Origin of the sequence: Aeromicrobium erythreum (assembly GCF_001509405.1) — a bacterium.
GTDB lineage: Bacteria > Actinomycetota > Actinomycetes > Propionibacteriales > Nocardioidaceae > Aeromicrobium > Aeromicrobium erythreum.
Genome location: NZ_CP011502.1, coordinates 3,005,326 through 3,019,641, shown reverse-complemented (window position 1 = coordinate 3,019,641; position 14,316 = coordinate 3,005,326). Strand labels below are relative to the sequence as shown.

At 70.9% G+C, this 14,316-nt stretch carries 17 protein-coding genes, 1 tRNA gene and 1 pseudogene; 12 read left to right on the top strand and 7 right to left on the bottom strand.

Features of this window, described 5'->3' with window-relative positions; all coding sequences use genetic code 11:
* Positions 1-68: 68 nt before the first annotated feature.
* From Aeryth_RS14420 to Aeryth_RS14400, 6 genes and pseudogenes are all read left to right on the top strand, one after another.
* Positions 69-869 (top strand): ABC transporter permease, encoded by an 801-nt coding sequence (locus tag Aeryth_RS14420; RefSeq protein ID WP_067860163.1) that lies wholly within the window; start codon positions 69-71, stop codon positions 867-869.
* Positions 854-1,645 carry an ABC transporter ATP-binding protein gene (locus Aeryth_RS14415; protein ID WP_067860161.1) on the top strand — a complete coding sequence of 264 codons (792 nt, stop codon included), beginning with the start codon at positions 854-856 and terminating at the stop codon, positions 1,643-1,645. The genes Aeryth_RS14420 and Aeryth_RS14415 overlap by 16 nt, the downstream gene beginning before the upstream one ends.
* A complete protein-coding gene (locus tag Aeryth_RS14410) occupies positions 1,642-2,655 on the top strand; it encodes an ABC transporter substrate-binding protein (protein WP_067860159.1) in 1,014 nt (337 codons plus the stop codon). Before Aeryth_RS14415 ends, Aeryth_RS14410 begins: the two co-directional genes overlap by 4 nt.
* The gene (locus Aeryth_RS14405) at positions 2,652-3,761 is read left to right on the top strand and encodes an LLM class flavin-dependent oxidoreductase (RefSeq protein WP_067860157.1); all 1,110 of its coding nucleotides are present in this window, start codon (positions 2,652-2,654) and stop codon (positions 3,759-3,761) included. Before Aeryth_RS14410 ends, Aeryth_RS14405 begins: the two co-directional genes overlap by 4 nt.
* Positions 3,762-4,031: 270 nt before the next feature.
* Positions 4,032-4,211 (top strand): annotated as a pseudogene (locus tag Aeryth_RS18580) (variant leucine-rich repeat-containing protein); the annotation flags it as partial.
* An 83-nt stretch (positions 4,212-4,294) separates the two neighbouring features.
* On the top strand, positions 4,295-4,957 hold the full coding sequence (locus Aeryth_RS14400; protein WP_067860155.1) for a hypothetical protein: 663 nt from the start codon (positions 4,295-4,297) through the stop codon (positions 4,955-4,957).
* A gap of 60 nt (positions 4,958-5,017) precedes the next feature.
* Here Aeryth_RS14400 and Aeryth_RS14395 read toward each other — a convergent pair whose 3' ends face one another.
* Positions 5,018-5,494, bottom strand: coding sequence for a phytoene desaturase family protein (locus Aeryth_RS14395; protein ID WP_067860153.1), 477 nt, complete (start codon positions 5,492-5,494; stop codon positions 5,018-5,020).
* Between Aeryth_RS14395 and Aeryth_RS14390 the strand changes: the two genes are divergently transcribed.
* Positions 5,478-5,816 carry an SDR family NAD(P)-dependent oxidoreductase gene (locus Aeryth_RS14390; protein ID WP_144433804.1) on the top strand — a complete coding sequence of 113 codons (339 nt, stop codon included), beginning with the start codon at positions 5,478-5,480 and terminating at the stop codon, positions 5,814-5,816. The two genes, Aeryth_RS14395 and Aeryth_RS14390, sit on opposite strands and share 17 nt — an antisense overlap.
* A gap of 183 nt (positions 5,817-5,999) precedes the next feature.
* On the top strand, positions 6,000-7,172 hold the full coding sequence (locus Aeryth_RS14385) for an HNH endonuclease (RefSeq protein WP_067860151.1): 1,173 nt from the start codon (positions 6,000-6,002) through the stop codon (positions 7,170-7,172).
* A gap of 83 nt (positions 7,173-7,255) precedes the next feature.
* Here the strand turns inward: Aeryth_RS14385 and Aeryth_RS14380 are convergent, their stop codons facing one another.
* Positions 7,256-7,618 (bottom strand): hypothetical protein, encoded by a 363-nt coding sequence (locus tag Aeryth_RS14380; protein WP_067860149.1) that lies wholly within the window; start codon positions 7,616-7,618, stop codon positions 7,256-7,258.
* 376 nt (positions 7,619-7,994) lie between these two features.
* On the opposite strand from Aeryth_RS14380, the gene Aeryth_RS14375 reads away from it, so the two are divergent.
* Positions 7,995-8,546: a hypothetical protein gene (locus tag Aeryth_RS14375; RefSeq protein WP_067860147.1), complete on the top strand. Its 552-nt coding sequence runs from the start codon at positions 7,995-7,997 to the stop codon at positions 8,544-8,546.
* Between the two features lie 142 nt (positions 8,547-8,688).
* Here Aeryth_RS14375 and Aeryth_RS14370 read toward each other — a convergent pair whose 3' ends face one another.
* Positions 8,689-8,907 carry a DUF6959 family protein gene (locus Aeryth_RS14370; protein ID WP_067860145.1) on the bottom strand — a complete coding sequence of 73 codons (219 nt, stop codon included), beginning with the start codon at positions 8,905-8,907 and terminating at the stop codon, positions 8,689-8,691.
* A 125-nt stretch (positions 8,908-9,032) separates the two neighbouring features.
* A tRNA-Lys gene (locus Aeryth_RS14365) sits at positions 9,033-9,105 on the bottom strand.
* Positions 9,106-9,252: 147 nt separating this feature from the next.
* Between Aeryth_RS14365 and Aeryth_RS18075 the strand changes: the two genes are divergently transcribed.
* The 3 genes from Aeryth_RS18075 (at position 9,253) to Aeryth_RS14355 (ending at position 11,139) form a co-directional block, all read left to right on the top strand.
* Positions 9,253-9,402, top strand: a complete 150-nt coding sequence (locus tag Aeryth_RS18075; protein WP_169795973.1) for a hypothetical protein — start codon at positions 9,253-9,255, stop codon at positions 9,400-9,402.
* Between the two features lie 90 nt (positions 9,403-9,492).
* A complete protein-coding gene (locus tag Aeryth_RS14360; protein ID WP_067860143.1) occupies positions 9,493-10,110 on the top strand; it encodes a DUF47 domain-containing protein in 618 nt (205 codons plus the stop codon).
* A 3-nt stretch (positions 10,111-10,113) separates the two neighbouring features.
* Positions 10,114-11,139, top strand: a complete 1,026-nt coding sequence (locus tag Aeryth_RS14355; RefSeq protein WP_067860141.1) for an inorganic phosphate transporter — start codon at positions 10,114-10,116, stop codon at positions 11,137-11,139.
* 272 nt (positions 11,140-11,411) lie between these two features.
* Here the strand turns inward: Aeryth_RS14355 and pstB are convergent, their stop codons facing one another.
* Genes pstB through pstC form a run of 3 tightly spaced genes read right to left on the bottom strand, consistent with a single transcriptional unit; the run spans position 11,412 to position 14,227 of the window.
* The gene (gene pstB / locus Aeryth_RS14350; RefSeq protein ID WP_067860139.1) at positions 11,412-12,191 is read right to left on the bottom strand and encodes a phosphate ABC transporter ATP-binding protein PstB; all 780 of its coding nucleotides are present in this window, start codon (positions 12,189-12,191) and stop codon (positions 11,412-11,414) included.
* A gap of 6 nt (positions 12,192-12,197) precedes the next feature.
* Positions 12,198-13,277, bottom strand: a complete 1,080-nt coding sequence (pstA, locus tag Aeryth_RS14345) for a phosphate ABC transporter permease PstA (protein ID WP_067860137.1) — start codon at positions 13,275-13,277, stop codon at positions 12,198-12,200.
* A complete protein-coding gene (gene pstC, locus Aeryth_RS14340; protein ID WP_067860135.1) occupies positions 13,277-14,227 on the bottom strand; it encodes a phosphate ABC transporter permease subunit PstC in 951 nt (316 codons plus the stop codon). Before pstC ends, pstA begins: the two co-directional genes overlap by 1 nt.
* Between the last annotated feature and the right edge of the window lie 89 nt (positions 14,228-14,316).

Here is a 14,316-nt window from a genome sequence, read left to right as displayed (position 1 = left end):
GTCCCACGGTCTGCCCACGACGTGAGCAGCCCGCGAGGGGCTCGAACGGTCGGGCGAGGGTGGCGGCCATGTCACTCACCGCACCTCTGGCCCGCACCCGGCGGCCGCGGCGGCCAGGACAGCCCCGCCGCGCCTGGCGTCGGGCGATCAGCCCCCTGGCGCTGCTCGCCGTCTGGCAGCTGGCGTCGAGCACCGGCGTCCTGCCGCGCGAGAAGCTCGACTCGCCCCTGAACGTCCTCGACTCCCTCGTGGGGCTGTGGACCGACGGGCGGCTGCTGGACGCCATCCAGGTGTCCGTGACCCGGGTGCTCGTGGGCTTCGTCCTCGGCGCGGTCGTCGGCGTCGGCCTCGCCGTCCTCGCGGGACTGTCCCGGCTGGGCGAGGACGTCGTCGACGCGCCCATGCAGATGCTGCGCACCCTGCCGCACTTCGGGCTGCTGCCGCTGTTCATCCTCTGGTTCGGCATCGACGAGGCCCCGAAGTACGCGCTGATCGCGCTCGGCGTCGCGTTCCCGCTCTACGTCAACACCTTCGCCGGCATCCGCGGCGTCGACCCCAAGTACCTCGACGCGGCGCGGGCGTTCGGCCTCGGCTGGACCGAGCGGCTGCGGCACATCGTGCTGCCCGGCGCGCTGCCGAGCACGCTCGTCGGCCTGAGGCTCAGCCTCGGCGTCGCCTGGCTGACCCTCATCGTCGCCGAGCAGATCAACACCACCGCCGGCATCGGCTACCTCGTCTCCGACGCCGCCGGGTTCGGCCGCACCGGCGAGGTGGTCGCCGGGCTGCTCATCTACAGCGTGCTCGGCCTGCTCACCGACGCGCTCGTCCGCATCCTCGAGAGGAAGGCCCTCGCATGGCGACTCGGCTGAACGCACCCCACGCGCTGCGTGCCCCGACCGTCCCGCCCACCGTCCAGGTCCGCGGCCTGCGCCGCGCGTTCGGCGACACCGTGGTGCTCGACGACCTCGACCTCGACGTGGCGCCCGGCGAGCTCGTCGCGCTGCTCGGGCGCAGCGGCTCGGGCAAGTCGACGCTGCTGCGCCTGCTGGCGGGCCTCGACGCCCCCGACGCCGGCACGGCCGAGGTCGACGGCGTCACCTCCGTGGCGTTCCAGGAGCCGCGGCTGCTGCCGTGGCGCCGGGTGGCGCAGAACGTCGCCCTGGGCCTGCGGACCGGCAGCCGGCGCGAGCGCGACGAGCGGGCTCGGCAGCTGCTCGGCGAGGTCGGGCTGACGGAGAAGGCCGACGTCTGGCCCGTGACGCTGTCCGGCGGACAGGCCCAGCGCGCCTCGCTGGCCCGAGCGCTCGTGAGCGAGCCGGGCCTGCTGCTCCTCGACGAGCCGTTCTCGGCGCTCGACGCCCTGACCCGCATCGAGATGCACGACCTGCTGCTGCGCGTGTGGGCGCGCCACCGGGCGTCGGTGCTGCTGGTGACCCACGACGTCGACGAGGCCCTGCTGCTCGCCGACCGGGTCATCGTGCTCGACCAGGGCAGGGTCGCGCACTCCCTGCGCCTGGACCTGCCGCGTCCTCGCGCCCTGCACGACCCGCGGCTCGTCGCCCACCGCGCGACCCTGCTCGACCAGCTCGGGGTCCGCCCCTCGTCCGCCACCCTCACCAGCACCGCCCAGGAGGCCATCTCGTGAACCGCTCCCGTCTCGCCCTGCCCGCCGTCCTCGCCGCCGCCGCGCTGGTGATCGCCGGCTGCGGAGGGTCGTCCAACGCCGACGCCGTCGGCGCGGACGGCACGGTCGACCTGTCCAAGGTCACGCTCGTCGTCGGCGACCAGAAGGGCGGCTCCGAAGCGCTCCTCACCGCCGCCGGCGAGCTCGACGACGTGACGTACGACGTGCAGTGGAAGCCGTTCACGTCGGGCCCGCCGTTGCTCGACGCGGTCGCCAGCGGCGCCGTCGACGTCGGCGGGGTCGGCAACACGCCGCCGCTGTTCGCCATCGACCAGGACAAGAAGCTCAAGGTCGTGCAGGCGTCCAAGCAGGGCGCCCAGGGCGACGCGATCGTCGTCCCGAAGGGCTCCGACGTGACCTCGGTGGCCGACCTCGAGGGCAAGAAGGTGGCCGTCGCGAAGGGCAGCTCGGCGAACTACCACCTGCTCGCGCAGCTGAAGACCGCCGGACTGACCCTCGACGACATCGACCCCGTGTGGCTCCAGCCGGCCGAGGGTCTGGCGGCGTTCACCGGCGGGCACGTCGACGCGTGGTCGATCTGGGACCCGTTCACGTCGCAGGCCGAGGTGGCCAACGGCGCGAAGGTCCTGGTGACGGGCGACGGCGTCGTGAACGGTCTGGCCTTCCAGGTGGCCTCCGACGACGCGCTCGACGACCCGGCCACGGAGGCCGCCGTCAGCGACTACCTGCAGCGGCTCGCGCGGGCGCAGGCGTGGGCCAACTCGCACCGGTCGGAGTGGGCGAAGGCCTGGGCCAAGGAGACCGGCCTGCCCGCCGACGTGACGGAGAGCGCGATCGGGCGGCGCACCTACCAGCCGATCCCGGTCGCCGACGCCGTACCGTCGGAGCAGGACATGTGGGACGCGTTCGTCGCGCAGGGCCAGCTGAGCCGCGACGTCAGCCTCGCCGACTACTTCGACGACCGCTACGACGACGCCGTGCTCGCCGCCGCGAAGGGGGCGGGCGCATGACGGCCTTTCACTGGTTCCTGCCGACGACCGGCGACGGGCGCACGCTCGTCGGCGGAGGGCACGGCGTGCCCGGCGGCCTCGGCCACCCGGGTGGTCGCGCCGGCACCGCCAACGCGTTCCGCCCGCCGTCGATCGACTACCTCGCGCAGGTGGCGCGCACGGCCGAGCTGCTCGACTACGAGGGCGTGCTGACGCCCACCGGCACGTGGTGCGAGGACGCGTGGCTCACCACGGCGGCACTGGTGCGCGAAACGTCGCGGCTGAAGTTCCTCGTCGCGTTCCGCCCCGGCTCGATCGAGCCGACCCTCGCCGCGCAGATGGCCGCGACCTACCAGCGGCTGTCGAACGGGCGGCTGCTGCTCAACGTCGTCACCGGCGGGGAGCCGGCGGAGCAGGCGCGCTTCGGCGACCGGCTCACGCAGGAGCAGCGCTACGCCCGCACCGACGAGTTCCTCACCGTGGTGCGGGGCGCGTGGGACGGCGGGTTCGACTTCACGGGCGAGTACTACGACGTCCGCGACGCCCGCACCCGCGAGGCGCCCGACCCGCTGCCGGAGCTGTACTTCGGCGGCTCGTCGCCGGCCGCGGGTCCGGTGGCCGCGAAGCACGTCGACGTCTACCTGACGTGGGGCGAGCCGGTCGACCTGGTCGCCGAGAAGCTCGACTGGATCCGCGGGCTGGCGAAGGAGCAGGGGCGCGAGCTGCGGTTCGGCATCCGGCTCCACGTCATCACGCGCGACACCAGCGAGGCGGCCTGGGCGGTCGCGCAGCAGATGCTCGACGAGCTCGACCCGGCGGTGGTCGCGCAGGCCCAGGACACGCTGGGGGCGTCGTTGTCGGTGGGCCAGCAGCGCATGCGCGCCCTGCACGAGGGGCGGCGCGACGCGCGCGACGCCCACGACCTCGAGGTCGCGCCGGGACTGTGGGCCGGCGTCGGCCTCGTGCGCGGTGGTGCGGGCACGGCCCTCGTCGGGTCGCACCGCGAGGTGGCCGAGCTGGTGGAGCAGTACCGCGCCATCGGCATCGAGGAGTTCGTGCTCTCGGGCTACCCGCACGTCGAGGAGGCGTACTGGTTCGCCGAGGGTGTCCGTCCGCTCCTCGGCTGACCCCTCACTCGCCCCCGGGCGGTGGATCGTCCACCGGAGGAGCGGTTCTTCGGGTGGATCTCGCACCGCTCGGGGCGTGGGCGCGCGGGCGGTGGATCCTCCACCGGACGCGGGCCGTTCTCGGTGGAGAAGTCACCGCCGTACAGCCACGAGACCACGCGTCGGACGTGACCGGGCCAAGTCGTACGATGGCGCAAGATCGCGTCGCGGCCTGAGCCCAGCTGAGGTCGTGGCGCCTGCCCCTCACACGTCCTACGCCGGAGCCAGACCATGACGAACGACGACCTGCAGCGCGAGGCCGCCGACCCCCGGACCTCCGCAGCCCGGCTGCACGAGATCGCCCAGGCCGACCGCGAGACGTGGCCCCTCATCGCCGCGCACCCCCAGGCCTACGACGGCCTCCTCGAGTGGCTCGGCGAGCACGGCGACGACACCGTCCGGGAGGCGATCGCCGCCCGCGCCGCGGCAGTGCCCCCGCCGCCTCCGCCGCCGGGACCGCCGGCCCGCCCGCGCCCCCCACGCAGGAGAGCCCGGTGCAGGAGGCCCCCGTCGAGGAGCCGCCCGTCGAGACCGTCGCCGAGCCGACCGTCCCGCTCGAGCCGACCCCGGCCCCGACCGCACTCGCGAGCGACGGCGCTGGGAGCACCGAGGCAACGAGCAGTGACGCGACGAGCAGCGGCGGGACGAGCGTCGCCCGCGTCCTGCTCGTGCTCGGCGTCATCGCCGCGCTCGTCGCGGGTGGCTACTTCGGCATCAGCGCCCTCACCGGCGACGACGACTCCGGCAGCCCGGTGGCCGGCACGTCGGCCTCGAAGGACAGCGACGACAAGGGCGGTGACAAGGGTGGGGACGAGGCGAGCGGCTCCGGCGACTCCGACCAGTTCTGCTCGGTCATGAAGGACCTGCGCGACAGCAGCCTCAGCAGCCTCGACAACCTCAACAGCGAGGGCGGCACCCCCGACCTCGACGCCCTGCGCCAGCAGCTCGACGAGACGGCGGCGAAGTACGAGGCGCTGCGCAAGGCCGCCCCGGCGGAGATCGCCGACGACGTGAAGGTCCTCGCCGACCTGATGTCCAGCTCGGCCTCGGCCAGCAGCTCGGGAGGCACCAGCCCGTTCGCGGACTTCTCCTCCAAGGAGTACCTCGACGCCTCGACGAAGGTGTCGCAGTACTACTACACGCACTGCTCGACCTGAGGCGCGCGAGCGGGTGCTCCACGTCGCGCACAGCGGTGCGGCAGCCGATCTTCGTGGGCCTCAGGTGAGCGAGCGCAGTGCCGCCTGCGCCGCCCAGTAGCCCGACATGCCGTGCGCACCAGCGCCTGGAGGAGTGGCGGCCGAGCAGAGGAAGACGCCGTCGGCTCCGGTCGCGTACGGGTGGAGGGTGACGCGAGGGCGGAACACGAGCTGCAGCGGGTCGTTCGCGCCCGACACGATGTCGCCGCCGACGTAGTTCGCGTTCTTCCGCGACATCTGCGTCGTGCTGCAGACGGCCGTGGCGCGGATGCGGTCGCGGAACCCGGGCGCGAAGCGCTCGACCTGCGCGACGATCGCGTCGGCCGCGTCGCCGGTGTAGCCCGCCGGCACGTGCGCGTACGTGTAGAACGGGTGAAGGTCGCCGACGGAGCGGGTCGGGTCGGCCACGTACTGCTGCGCCGCCAGCACGAACGGCCGCGCCGGCACCTCGCTCGCGGCGTTCGCCCCGCCCGGCGAGAGCCTGCTGTACACCGGCATCAAGAGCTACGTGCTCGACATGTCGCAGGCGCTCGACATGGAGCTCAAGCCGCACGGCGTCCACGTCACGGCGCTCTGCCCGGGCTTCACCCGCAGCGAGTTCCACGCGACGATGGGCAGCGCCGAGGCCGCCAACCGGCTCCCGGCCCTCCTCTGGCAGGAGGCCGACGCCGTCGCCCGCGAGGGCTGGGCGGCCGTCGAGTCGGGCAAGCCCGTGTGCGTCCCGGGCCGCGTGAACAAGGTGCTCTCCCACGCCATGCGTCCGGTGCCGTTCCGCCTGCAGTACCTGATGGGGCGGTCGCTGAACCCGTTCAAGCACTGACCCCGTGCCGGCGCGCCCGGTGAGGGTGGGTGCGGCCTGACCGGGCCGTTCGCGACAAGAGGATCCTCGCGGGGCGGACAGGGTCGGCCTTCGCGGTGGACGCGAAGGAAAAATCCTGGAATTGCAGGTCGTTTGAGCCGTCAAAGTGTTGATGTTCGAACACCCGTTCGGTATCATGGAGGCATGTCCAGCACCGCACTCGCCGCCCGGCTTGAGGCCGTCGCGGCTGAGCTGCGTGCGTACCCGACGAGCACCGACGCGTTGCGGCTGCTGCAGGGACTCTCCAACGCGATCGACGCGGAGAAGGTGGCGCTGGTCGCGGAGATCGACGAGCATCGGGACTTCGAGGCCGAGGGTTGCTCGAGCCTGAAGAACTGGCTGCGCGACCAGCTCCACCTCGACGGCAAGCAGGCGGGCCAGCTGGTCCGCTCCGGCCGGACGCTGCGCGACATGCCCGACCTGGAGTCACTCGCCGTCGAGGGTGCCGTGTCCCTGGACCACGTCGACGCGTTCGGCTACGCCGCCCGCCACATCGACCCGATGGTCGTCGAACACTCGATGGACTGGATGCTGCGTCTGGCCGAGCGGGCCGAGCCCGTCCAGATCCGCAAGGCCGTCAAGAAGCTTCGCGCCACCGCCCACCCCGACGACCTCGACGAGGCTTGGATCAAAGGCATGGACCGCCACGACCTCAAGGTCTCCGTCGTCGGCGACGGCGTGGCCGTCACCGGGTTCCTGCCCTTCGACACCGGCACCAAGCTCAAGACCGTCCTGCAGTCCCTGTCCGCACCCACCTGCGCCGAGGACGACCGACCCGTCAGCATCCGCCGGGTCACGGCGCTGGACGCCCTGCTGTCCTCGGTACTCGCCTCCGGCCTGCCCCAGGACAAGGGCGTGCGCCCCCACATCACCCTCACCGCTGACCTCACCGACCTCGCCCAGGACGCGAGCACCGCGACCGGCGAGCTCGCGGGCTTCGGCACCATCGGCCCCACGCAGCTGCAGCAGATGCTCTGCGACAGCGACATCACCCCGATCCTGACCGCCGGCAAGCACACCGTCCTCGACGTCGGCCGCACCCACCGCCTCGCCACACCCCACCAACGCAAGGCCGTCGTCAACCGACAAGGTGGCACCTGCGCCGGACCCGGCTGCCACGGACCTGTGGTCCACGTCCACCACATCGAGTACTGGTCCGACGGGGGCCCCACCGACCTCGCCAACCTCATCGGGCTCTGTCCGAGATGTCACGCAGCGGTGCACCAGGGGTTCTTCACCATCGACCCCGACACGCACCAGACCCACCGCACCCTGCGCACCCGACGCACCAACGCCCGTCGCACCCGAGCCGGCTGACCTCGACGGCACTCAGCCGGGTGGCACGACGAGAGACGTGTTGCTCGAACGGTGGTGGCGGTGCGCAGCCAGCTCGCCGGGGCTTACTCGATCACCTCGACGTCGAGACGGCCCGCGCGGACGATGATCTTGAAGCTCAGGAAGTCGAGGAGGAACGTCCGCCACCCGTCCCACCGGAGCTCGCACAGCTCGTCGTTCGGGTCGTCGGGGGAGTAGCTCGCCTCGGTCGTCCAGTCGGTCACCACCGCGTCGACGAATCGCACCCGCGTCGACGGGCCGTCGTCCGACGACGGGGGCAGCACCAGCGTCAGGGTCGGGACGGGGACGAAGGTGTAGGCGAAGTGCTCGATGCGGAGGTGGTGGGTGTACGGCTGGCTGCCGTCGGGCAGGAGGAGGTCGGCCAGGTCGCCGCTGGCCGCAGCGTCCGCCAGCGACCCTGGTTCCACACCGGTGACCTCGGTGCGGGGGAGCGCGGGCTGTGCTGGACCTGACGAGCGCGGCGCAGGCCAACCCACCAGGCCGGGCGGGTAGCCGATCTCACCGCGGGGACCGACCCAGAACCGCAGCGGTGGGACGTACGTCGGGTTCCGGCGCGCGCGCCGGCGAGCTCTCCTGGACATGTGTCGACCTCGTTCACGAGATGAAGGCGAGCGACAGACAACCGCGCGCCGTCCCCTCGGCCGAGGCAACCGACCAGGATGGCCGCGTCCGAGTCGTCTTGTCAATGACGGCAGCTGTCCTGCAACGGCACGAGGTGCTCGACGTGGCGAGCGTCGGGTCCAGTGGGTGCGACGCAGGCCGGGTCAGCCCTAGCCTTCGGTCATGGACCGACTGGGCGTGCGGACGAGTCGCGTCGCACTCCTCGACGGCGACCAGCGTTCGCGACAGGACGGGTCGGCGACGGCAGTCCTGGAGTGGACGATCAACGGCGTCCCGCTCCGCAAGATCGTCGACAACCCCACCTCGACGACGCCCCTGTACGCCGCGGCGGACGAGGACCAGCGGCGCGAGCTGCTGCTGCGTCTGCGGGGCGACCGCACGGATCTGCCGACGTTCGTCCCGCGCTTCGAACGCACCCGGCTCGACCGGCTGCTCGGGCGGAGGGGGACTCCGTGGGCCCCCTTCGGGCCCGCGTTCGAGGACGGTCGCGTCGTGCTCCTCGAGTGCCCCTGCGGGGACCTGGACTGCGGAGCGCTGACGACCGAGGTCGTCGTCGCTGACGATGCGGTCGAGTGGCGTGAGATCGGCTGGCAGGTCACGTACGAGCCGTTCGCCGGTTACAACGCCGAGGTCTGGTCCGCCCGCTTCGACCGCTCCCAGTACGTCGCAGTGATCGACGACGTCCTCGCCATGGACTGGTCGCAGGTGCAGTGATTCCGTCCGCGACGTCCGCGGCGCGGGAAGGTGCCCGGCTCGAGCTGGGCGTTGAGCAGGTGCTCGTCGGCGGAGTTCCGCGCCTCGGCGATCGGAGCGGCGAGCGCGGTCGACCGCTCACCTGCCGTCGTGTCGTCGCCGATCAGTACGGCAGTCTCAGGCCACGCTGAGCCATGAGCTCCTCGTACGTGGCTATCCAGTCCCGGACGGTCTCTAGTGCGAAGCTCTCCGGGGCTTCTTCCTCCAAGTCGGAGAGCAAGATCCGCAACGTGTCTCCTTGGATCAACAGTCCGGGAAACTTCCGTCCGAGGTCTCGAGCCAGCTGGACGTTCCCTGCGCGACCCAAGGCCTCGATCTCCATGGAACAACCATCCCGCACTTCCGCGTCGCGCGTTGCGTCGTCGCCGGACGACAGAGCAGGGGCGCTCTCGGTTCGGCCTCGCCGCGCCGGATCCGCTTCGGGCGCGACGAGAACGACGGCATCGGTAGGCCCCGTGGGACTCGAACCCACAACCCGCGGATTAAAAGTCCGCTGCTCTGCCAGTTGAGCTAGAGGCCCTGGCGAGGCCCAGTCTGCCAGCGTCGGGACGGGACGTGGGGCGGGCGCCCCAATCGCGCGAAGCCGGCCCGACAGGTGAGACGGCGCGTTACCCTGGAAGCACCGTCCCCCGGCGGTTCCCACCCCCTGCCAGCAGTGGAGCTTCTCGTGCTCGAGCCCCTCGACGATCGTCTCCGTGACGACGACGTGCTCGACGAGATCGAGCTGACCAGCCGGCTCATCATCGCCGCGTCCGGGCGCGAGACGCCCATGTCGCAGGCAGAGATCGACGCGTTCCTCGGCCTCGACGTCCACTGACCCGTTCTCGGGAGTCCAGCCGATTGACACCCGGTGAACGCCAGCACCTACAGTTGTCTCGGCTTGAACCGACCCGACAGGAGCCTTGGAGTGCGATTCCGCATCCGTCCGGTGGAGACCACCTTCTACGACCTCTTCGCCGAGTCGGCGTCGCACCTGGTCGACGGGGCCAACCTGCTCGCGCAGGTGCTCGACCCCGACGTCGACCGCACCGCCCTCGCCGAGCAGATGCGCGACGCCGAGCACCAGGCCGACGAGACGACCCACAAGATCGTCAAGCGGGTCAACTCCACGTTCGTGACCCCGTTCGACCGTGAGGACATCTACCGCCTCGCGAGCAGCCTCGACGACGTCATGGACTTCATGGAGGAGACCGTCGACCTCATCGGGCTCTACGAGATCAAGGAGCTGCCCGCGCAGTTCGCCGCGCAGGTCGAGGTGCTCCAGCGCGCCTGCCAGCTCACCGCCGAGGCCATGCCGCGCCTGCGCACCATGAAGGACCTCGAGGAGTACTGGATCGAGATCAACCGGCTCGAGAACCAGGGCGACCGCTCCTACCGACGCATCCTCGCCGACCTCTTCGGCGGCGGCTACAAGTCGCTCGAGGTGCTCAAGCTCAAGGACGTCGTCGACTCCCTGGAGCACGCCATCGACGCGCTCGAGTCGGTCGCCAACACGGTGGAGCAGATCGCCGTCAAGGAGTCCTGAGCCATGGACCTCGTCCTGGCGATGGTGATCGCCGTCGTCGTCATCGCGCTCGTCTTCGACTACACGAACGGGTTCCACGACGCCGCCAACGCGATCGCCACCTCGATCTCCACGCGCGCCCTCACACCGCGCATCGCGCTGGCCATGGCCGCCGTCCTCAACTTCGTCGGCGCGCTGCTCGGCGTCGGCGTCGCGCAGACCATCCAAGGCATCATCGACATCGACTCCCAGGTGTCGTCGGGTGTGTCCATCGACCGCGCCCACGGCCTGACGATCGTGCTCGCCGCGCTCGTCGGCGCCATCACCTGGAACCTCATCACCTGGTACTTCGGCATCCCGTCGTCGTCGTCGCACGCCCTCATCGGAGGCATCGTCGGTGCCGGTGCGGCGTCGTCGACGACCGTCGACTGGGGCACGCTGGTGGAGAAGGTCGCCATCCCGATGGTCGCCTCGCCGCTCATCGGCTTCGTCGGGGCGTTCGCCCTGATGACCGCCATCATGTGGATCTTCCGTCGAGCCAACCCCGGCAAGGTCAGCCGCGGGTTCCGGCACGCGCAGACCGTCTCCGCCGCCGGCATGTCGCTCGGCCACGGCCTGCAGGACGCGCAGAAGACGATGGGCGTCATCGTCCTCGCCCTGGTCGCCGGCGGGTTCGAGGACGGATCGGACGTTCCCCTGTGGGTCATCGTCGCCGCCGCCTCCGCCATCGCGGCCGGCACCTACTCCGGCGGCTGGCGCATCATGCGCACCCTCGGCCGACGCATCATCGACCTCGACCCGCCCCGCGGGTTCGCCGCCGAGGGCGTGGCCGCGACCGTCCTGTACGTCATGGCCATCGGCCTGCACGCCCCCGTCTCGACCACCCACACGATCACCTCGGCGATCATGGGCTCCGGCGCCACCAAGCGGTTCAGCGCCGTCCGGTGGGGCGTGGCCAAGGGCATTGTGACCGCCTGGATCGTCACCATCCCGGCCGCCGCAGCCGTGGCGGCGGTGTTCTACTTCATCGCCCGGCTCTTCCTGCCTTAGCCGACCGAGCGCAGCGAGGGAGCGCTGAGGCAGCGTCGAGTGGTGCGCGCCGGAGGCGCCGGTCTGTATCGAGACGCCGGCAGGGCCCAGGCTTGAGCGCGTTTGCTGCCGTTGGTCCTGCGTCAGCGCGCACGAACGCCCGCTCCTGGTGGAGCGGGCGTTCGTCGTCGTGCGGGGGTCTGGACTCTTGCTGGGTCTCGATACAGAGAGGCGCCTTCGGCGCGCACTACTCGACCTGTCTGACCCGCTCGGGCGCTGAGCGCCCGTCGAGGTCATCCAAACCGACCCTGGATGTAGGCCTCGGTGGCCTCCTCGTCGGGGTTGGAGAAGATCTTCTCCGTCCGGCCCGACTCGACCAGCTTGCCGGGCTTGCCGACACCGGAGAGGTTGAAGAACGCCGTCTCGTCCGACACCCGCGCAGCCTGCTGCATGTTGTGGGTGACGATGACGATCGTGTACTTCTCCTTGAGCTCGTGGATCAGGTCCTCGATGACGCTCGTCGAGATCGGGTCGAGGGCCGAGCACGGCTCGTCCATGAGCAGCACCTCGGGCTCCACCGAGATGGCCCGCGCGATGCACAGACGCTGCTGCTGACCGCCCGACAGGCCCGAGCCGGGACGCGAGAGACGGTCCTTCACCTCGGCCCACAGGCCGGCACTGCGCAGCGAGCGCTCGACGATCGCGTCGGACTCGGACTTCTTCATCCGCTTGCTGTTCAGCTTCTGGCCCGCGAGGACGTTGTCGTAGATCGACATCGTCGGGAACGGGTTCGGACGCTGGAAGACCATGCCGACCATGCGACGCACGTTCACCGGGTCCATCTCGTCGGCGTAGAGGTCCTCGCCGTCGATCAGCACCTTGCCCTGCACGTGCGCGCCGGGGATGACCTCGTGCATGCGGTTCAGCGACCGCAGGAAGGTCGACTTGCCGCAGCCCGACGGGCCGATGAAGGCGGTCACGGACCGCGCCGGGATGGCGATGTTGACGCCCTCCACGGCGAGGAAGTCGCCGTAGTAGATGTTGAGGTCGGAGACGTCGATGCTCTTGGCCATCGGGGTTTACCTTTCGCCCTTGGGAGAGAAGAAGAAGGACACGAGCCGGGCGACGAGGTTCAGCAGCATCACGATGACGAGCAGCGTGAGCGCGGCGCCCCACCCTCGGTCGATGCTGAACTCCGGGGGGACGCCCGGGAAGCGGATGGAGGTGTAGGCGAACACCGGCAGGGTGGCCATGCGTCCGTCGAACAGGTTGAAGTTCGTGGAGTCCGTGGCGCCGGCGATGATCAGCAGGGGAGCGGTCTCGCCGATCACGCGCGCGATCGCGAGGGTCACACCGGTGACGATACCGGCGAGCGCCGTCGGCACCACGACCTTGGCGATCGTGCGCCACTGGGGCACACCCAGTGCGAGCGACGCCTCGCGCAGCTCGTTCGGCACGAGCTTCAGCATCTCCTCGCTCGAGCGGACGACCACCGGGATCATCAGCACCGAGAGGGCCACCGAGCCGCCGATCCCCATGCGGACGCCCTCGCCGAAGAACAGGACGAACAGGGCGTAGGCGAACAGACCGGCCACGATCGACGGGATGCCGGTCATCACGTCGACGAGGAAGCGGATGCCCTTGGAGACCCGGTTCCCGTCGCCGTACTCGACGATGTAGATCGCCGTGAACAGGCCGATCGGGACGCTGATCAGGGTGGCGGCCCCGGTGATCAGCAGGGTGCCCATGATCGCGTGGTAGATGCCGCCGCCCTCGCCGACGACGTTGCGCATCGAGAAGGTCAGGAACTCGCCCGACATCACCGACAGGCCGCGCGAGAAGACGGTCCAGATGATGCTGCCGAGCGGGATGAGCGCGAGGCCGAACGCCGAGTAGACGAGCAGCGTGACGAGCCGGTCGGTCGCCTTGCGGGAGCCCTCGACGACGCGCGACCAGATCGGCAGCGCGAACGTGAGCAGCCAGCCCAGCAGCACACCGCGGACGATGCCGAGGCTGCTCAGGGCACCCAGCACCGCGACGGTGGCGGCGATGCCCACGACGACGCGGGGCGCCCACAGGGGCAGCGTGTTGCCGCGCAGGGAGCTCAGGAGCTCCTCGGCGTCACGGTCACGCTGGGGACGGGGGTCGGTGGTGGTCATCAGTTGGCTCCCGAGAAGTCCTTGCGCCGGTCCACGATCGCGCGGGCGGCGAAGTTGACGGCGAAGGTGATGACGAACAGGACGAGGCCGGAGGCGATCAGCGCGTTGACCGTGAGTCCGCTGGCCTCGGGGAAGCTGAGCGCGATGTTGGACGCGATCGTGTTCGGGTTGGTCGAGCTGATGAGGTTCGGGGTGACGACCAGCGCGGGCGACAGCACCATGGCGACGGCCATGGTCTCGCCCAGCGCGCGGCCGAGACCCAGCATGGACGCCGAGACGATGCCCGAGCGTGCGTAGGGGAAGACGGCCATGCGGACCATCTCCCAGCGGGTCGCGCCGAGCGCGAGCGCGGCCTCCTGGTGCAGGCGCGGCGTCTGCAGGAAGATCTCGCGGCAGATGGCGGTCACGATCGGCAGGACCATGATCGCGAGCACGATGCCGGCGGTGAGGATCGTGCTGCCGGTGGCCGACGGCGGGCCCGCGAACAGCGGGATGAAGCCCAGGTTCTCGAACAGCCAGCGGTAGAACGGCACGATCGTCGGCGCGAGGAAGATGATGCCCCAGGCGCCGTAGACGACGCTGGGCACGGCCGCGAGCAGGTCGATCACGTACCCGAAGACCGCGCTGAGCCGACGCGGCGAGAAGTGGGAGATGAACAGCGCCACCCCGATCGCCACGGGGACGGCCAGCACGAGCGCGATGACGGCCGCGAGGAGCGTGCCGTAGATCAGGGGGCCGACGTACGCGGGGAACGAGAGCCCGCTCTTCACCTCGTCGGCCGAGGCGGTGACGCCGGGGATGCCCTCGGCCGTCAGGAAGATGGCGACGCCCGCGAGCGTCAGCAGGATGACGAGGGCGGCGCCGAAGGAGATGCCGAAGAACACTCGGTCGCCGGGGCGCGTCGGGGTTCGGCGGGCCTTGGCGGGCTCGGGGGCGAGCTGCGAGGTCACGACGGTCCTTCCCAGTGCTTGGAGGGGTGGTGGTGGAGCAGGTCCGGTCCCCGCCCCTGCCCTCGAAGGGACAGGCGGCGGGGACCGGA

Coding starts and splice junctions, on each gene's coding strand:
- Aeryth_RS14420 (WP_067860163.1), top strand. CDS start 69: ATGTCACTCACCGCACCTCTGGCCCGCACCCGGCGGCCGCGGCGGCCA.
- Aeryth_RS14415 (WP_067860161.1), top strand. CDS start 854: ATGGCGACTCGGCTGAACGCACCCCACGCGCTGCGTGCCCCGACCGTC.
- Aeryth_RS14405 (WP_067860157.1), top strand. CDS start 2,652: ATGACGGCCTTTCACTGGTTCCTGCCGACGACCGGCGACGGGCGCACG.
- Aeryth_RS14395 (WP_067860153.1), bottom strand. CDS start 5,494: ATGCCGGTGTACAGCAGGCTCTCGCCGGGCGGGGCGAACGCCGCGAGC.
- Aeryth_RS14385 (WP_067860151.1), top strand. CDS start 6,000: ATGTCCAGCACCGCACTCGCCGCCCGGCTTGAGGCCGTCGCGGCTGAG.
- Aeryth_RS14375 (WP_067860147.1), top strand. CDS start 7,995: ATGGACCGACTGGGCGTGCGGACGAGTCGCGTCGCACTCCTCGACGGC.
- Aeryth_RS14370 (WP_067860145.1), bottom strand. CDS start 8,907: ATGGAGATCGAGGCCTTGGGTCGCGCAGGGAACGTCCAGCTGGCTCGA.
- Aeryth_RS14355 (WP_067860141.1), top strand. CDS start 10,114: ATGGACCTCGTCCTGGCGATGGTGATCGCCGTCGTCGTCATCGCGCTC.
- pstB (WP_067860139.1), bottom strand. CDS start 12,191: ATGGCCAAGAGCATCGACGTCTCCGACCTCAACATCTACTACGGCGAC.
- pstA (WP_067860137.1), bottom strand. CDS start 13,277: ATGACCACCACCGACCCCCGTCCCCAGCGTGACCGTGACGCCGAGGAG.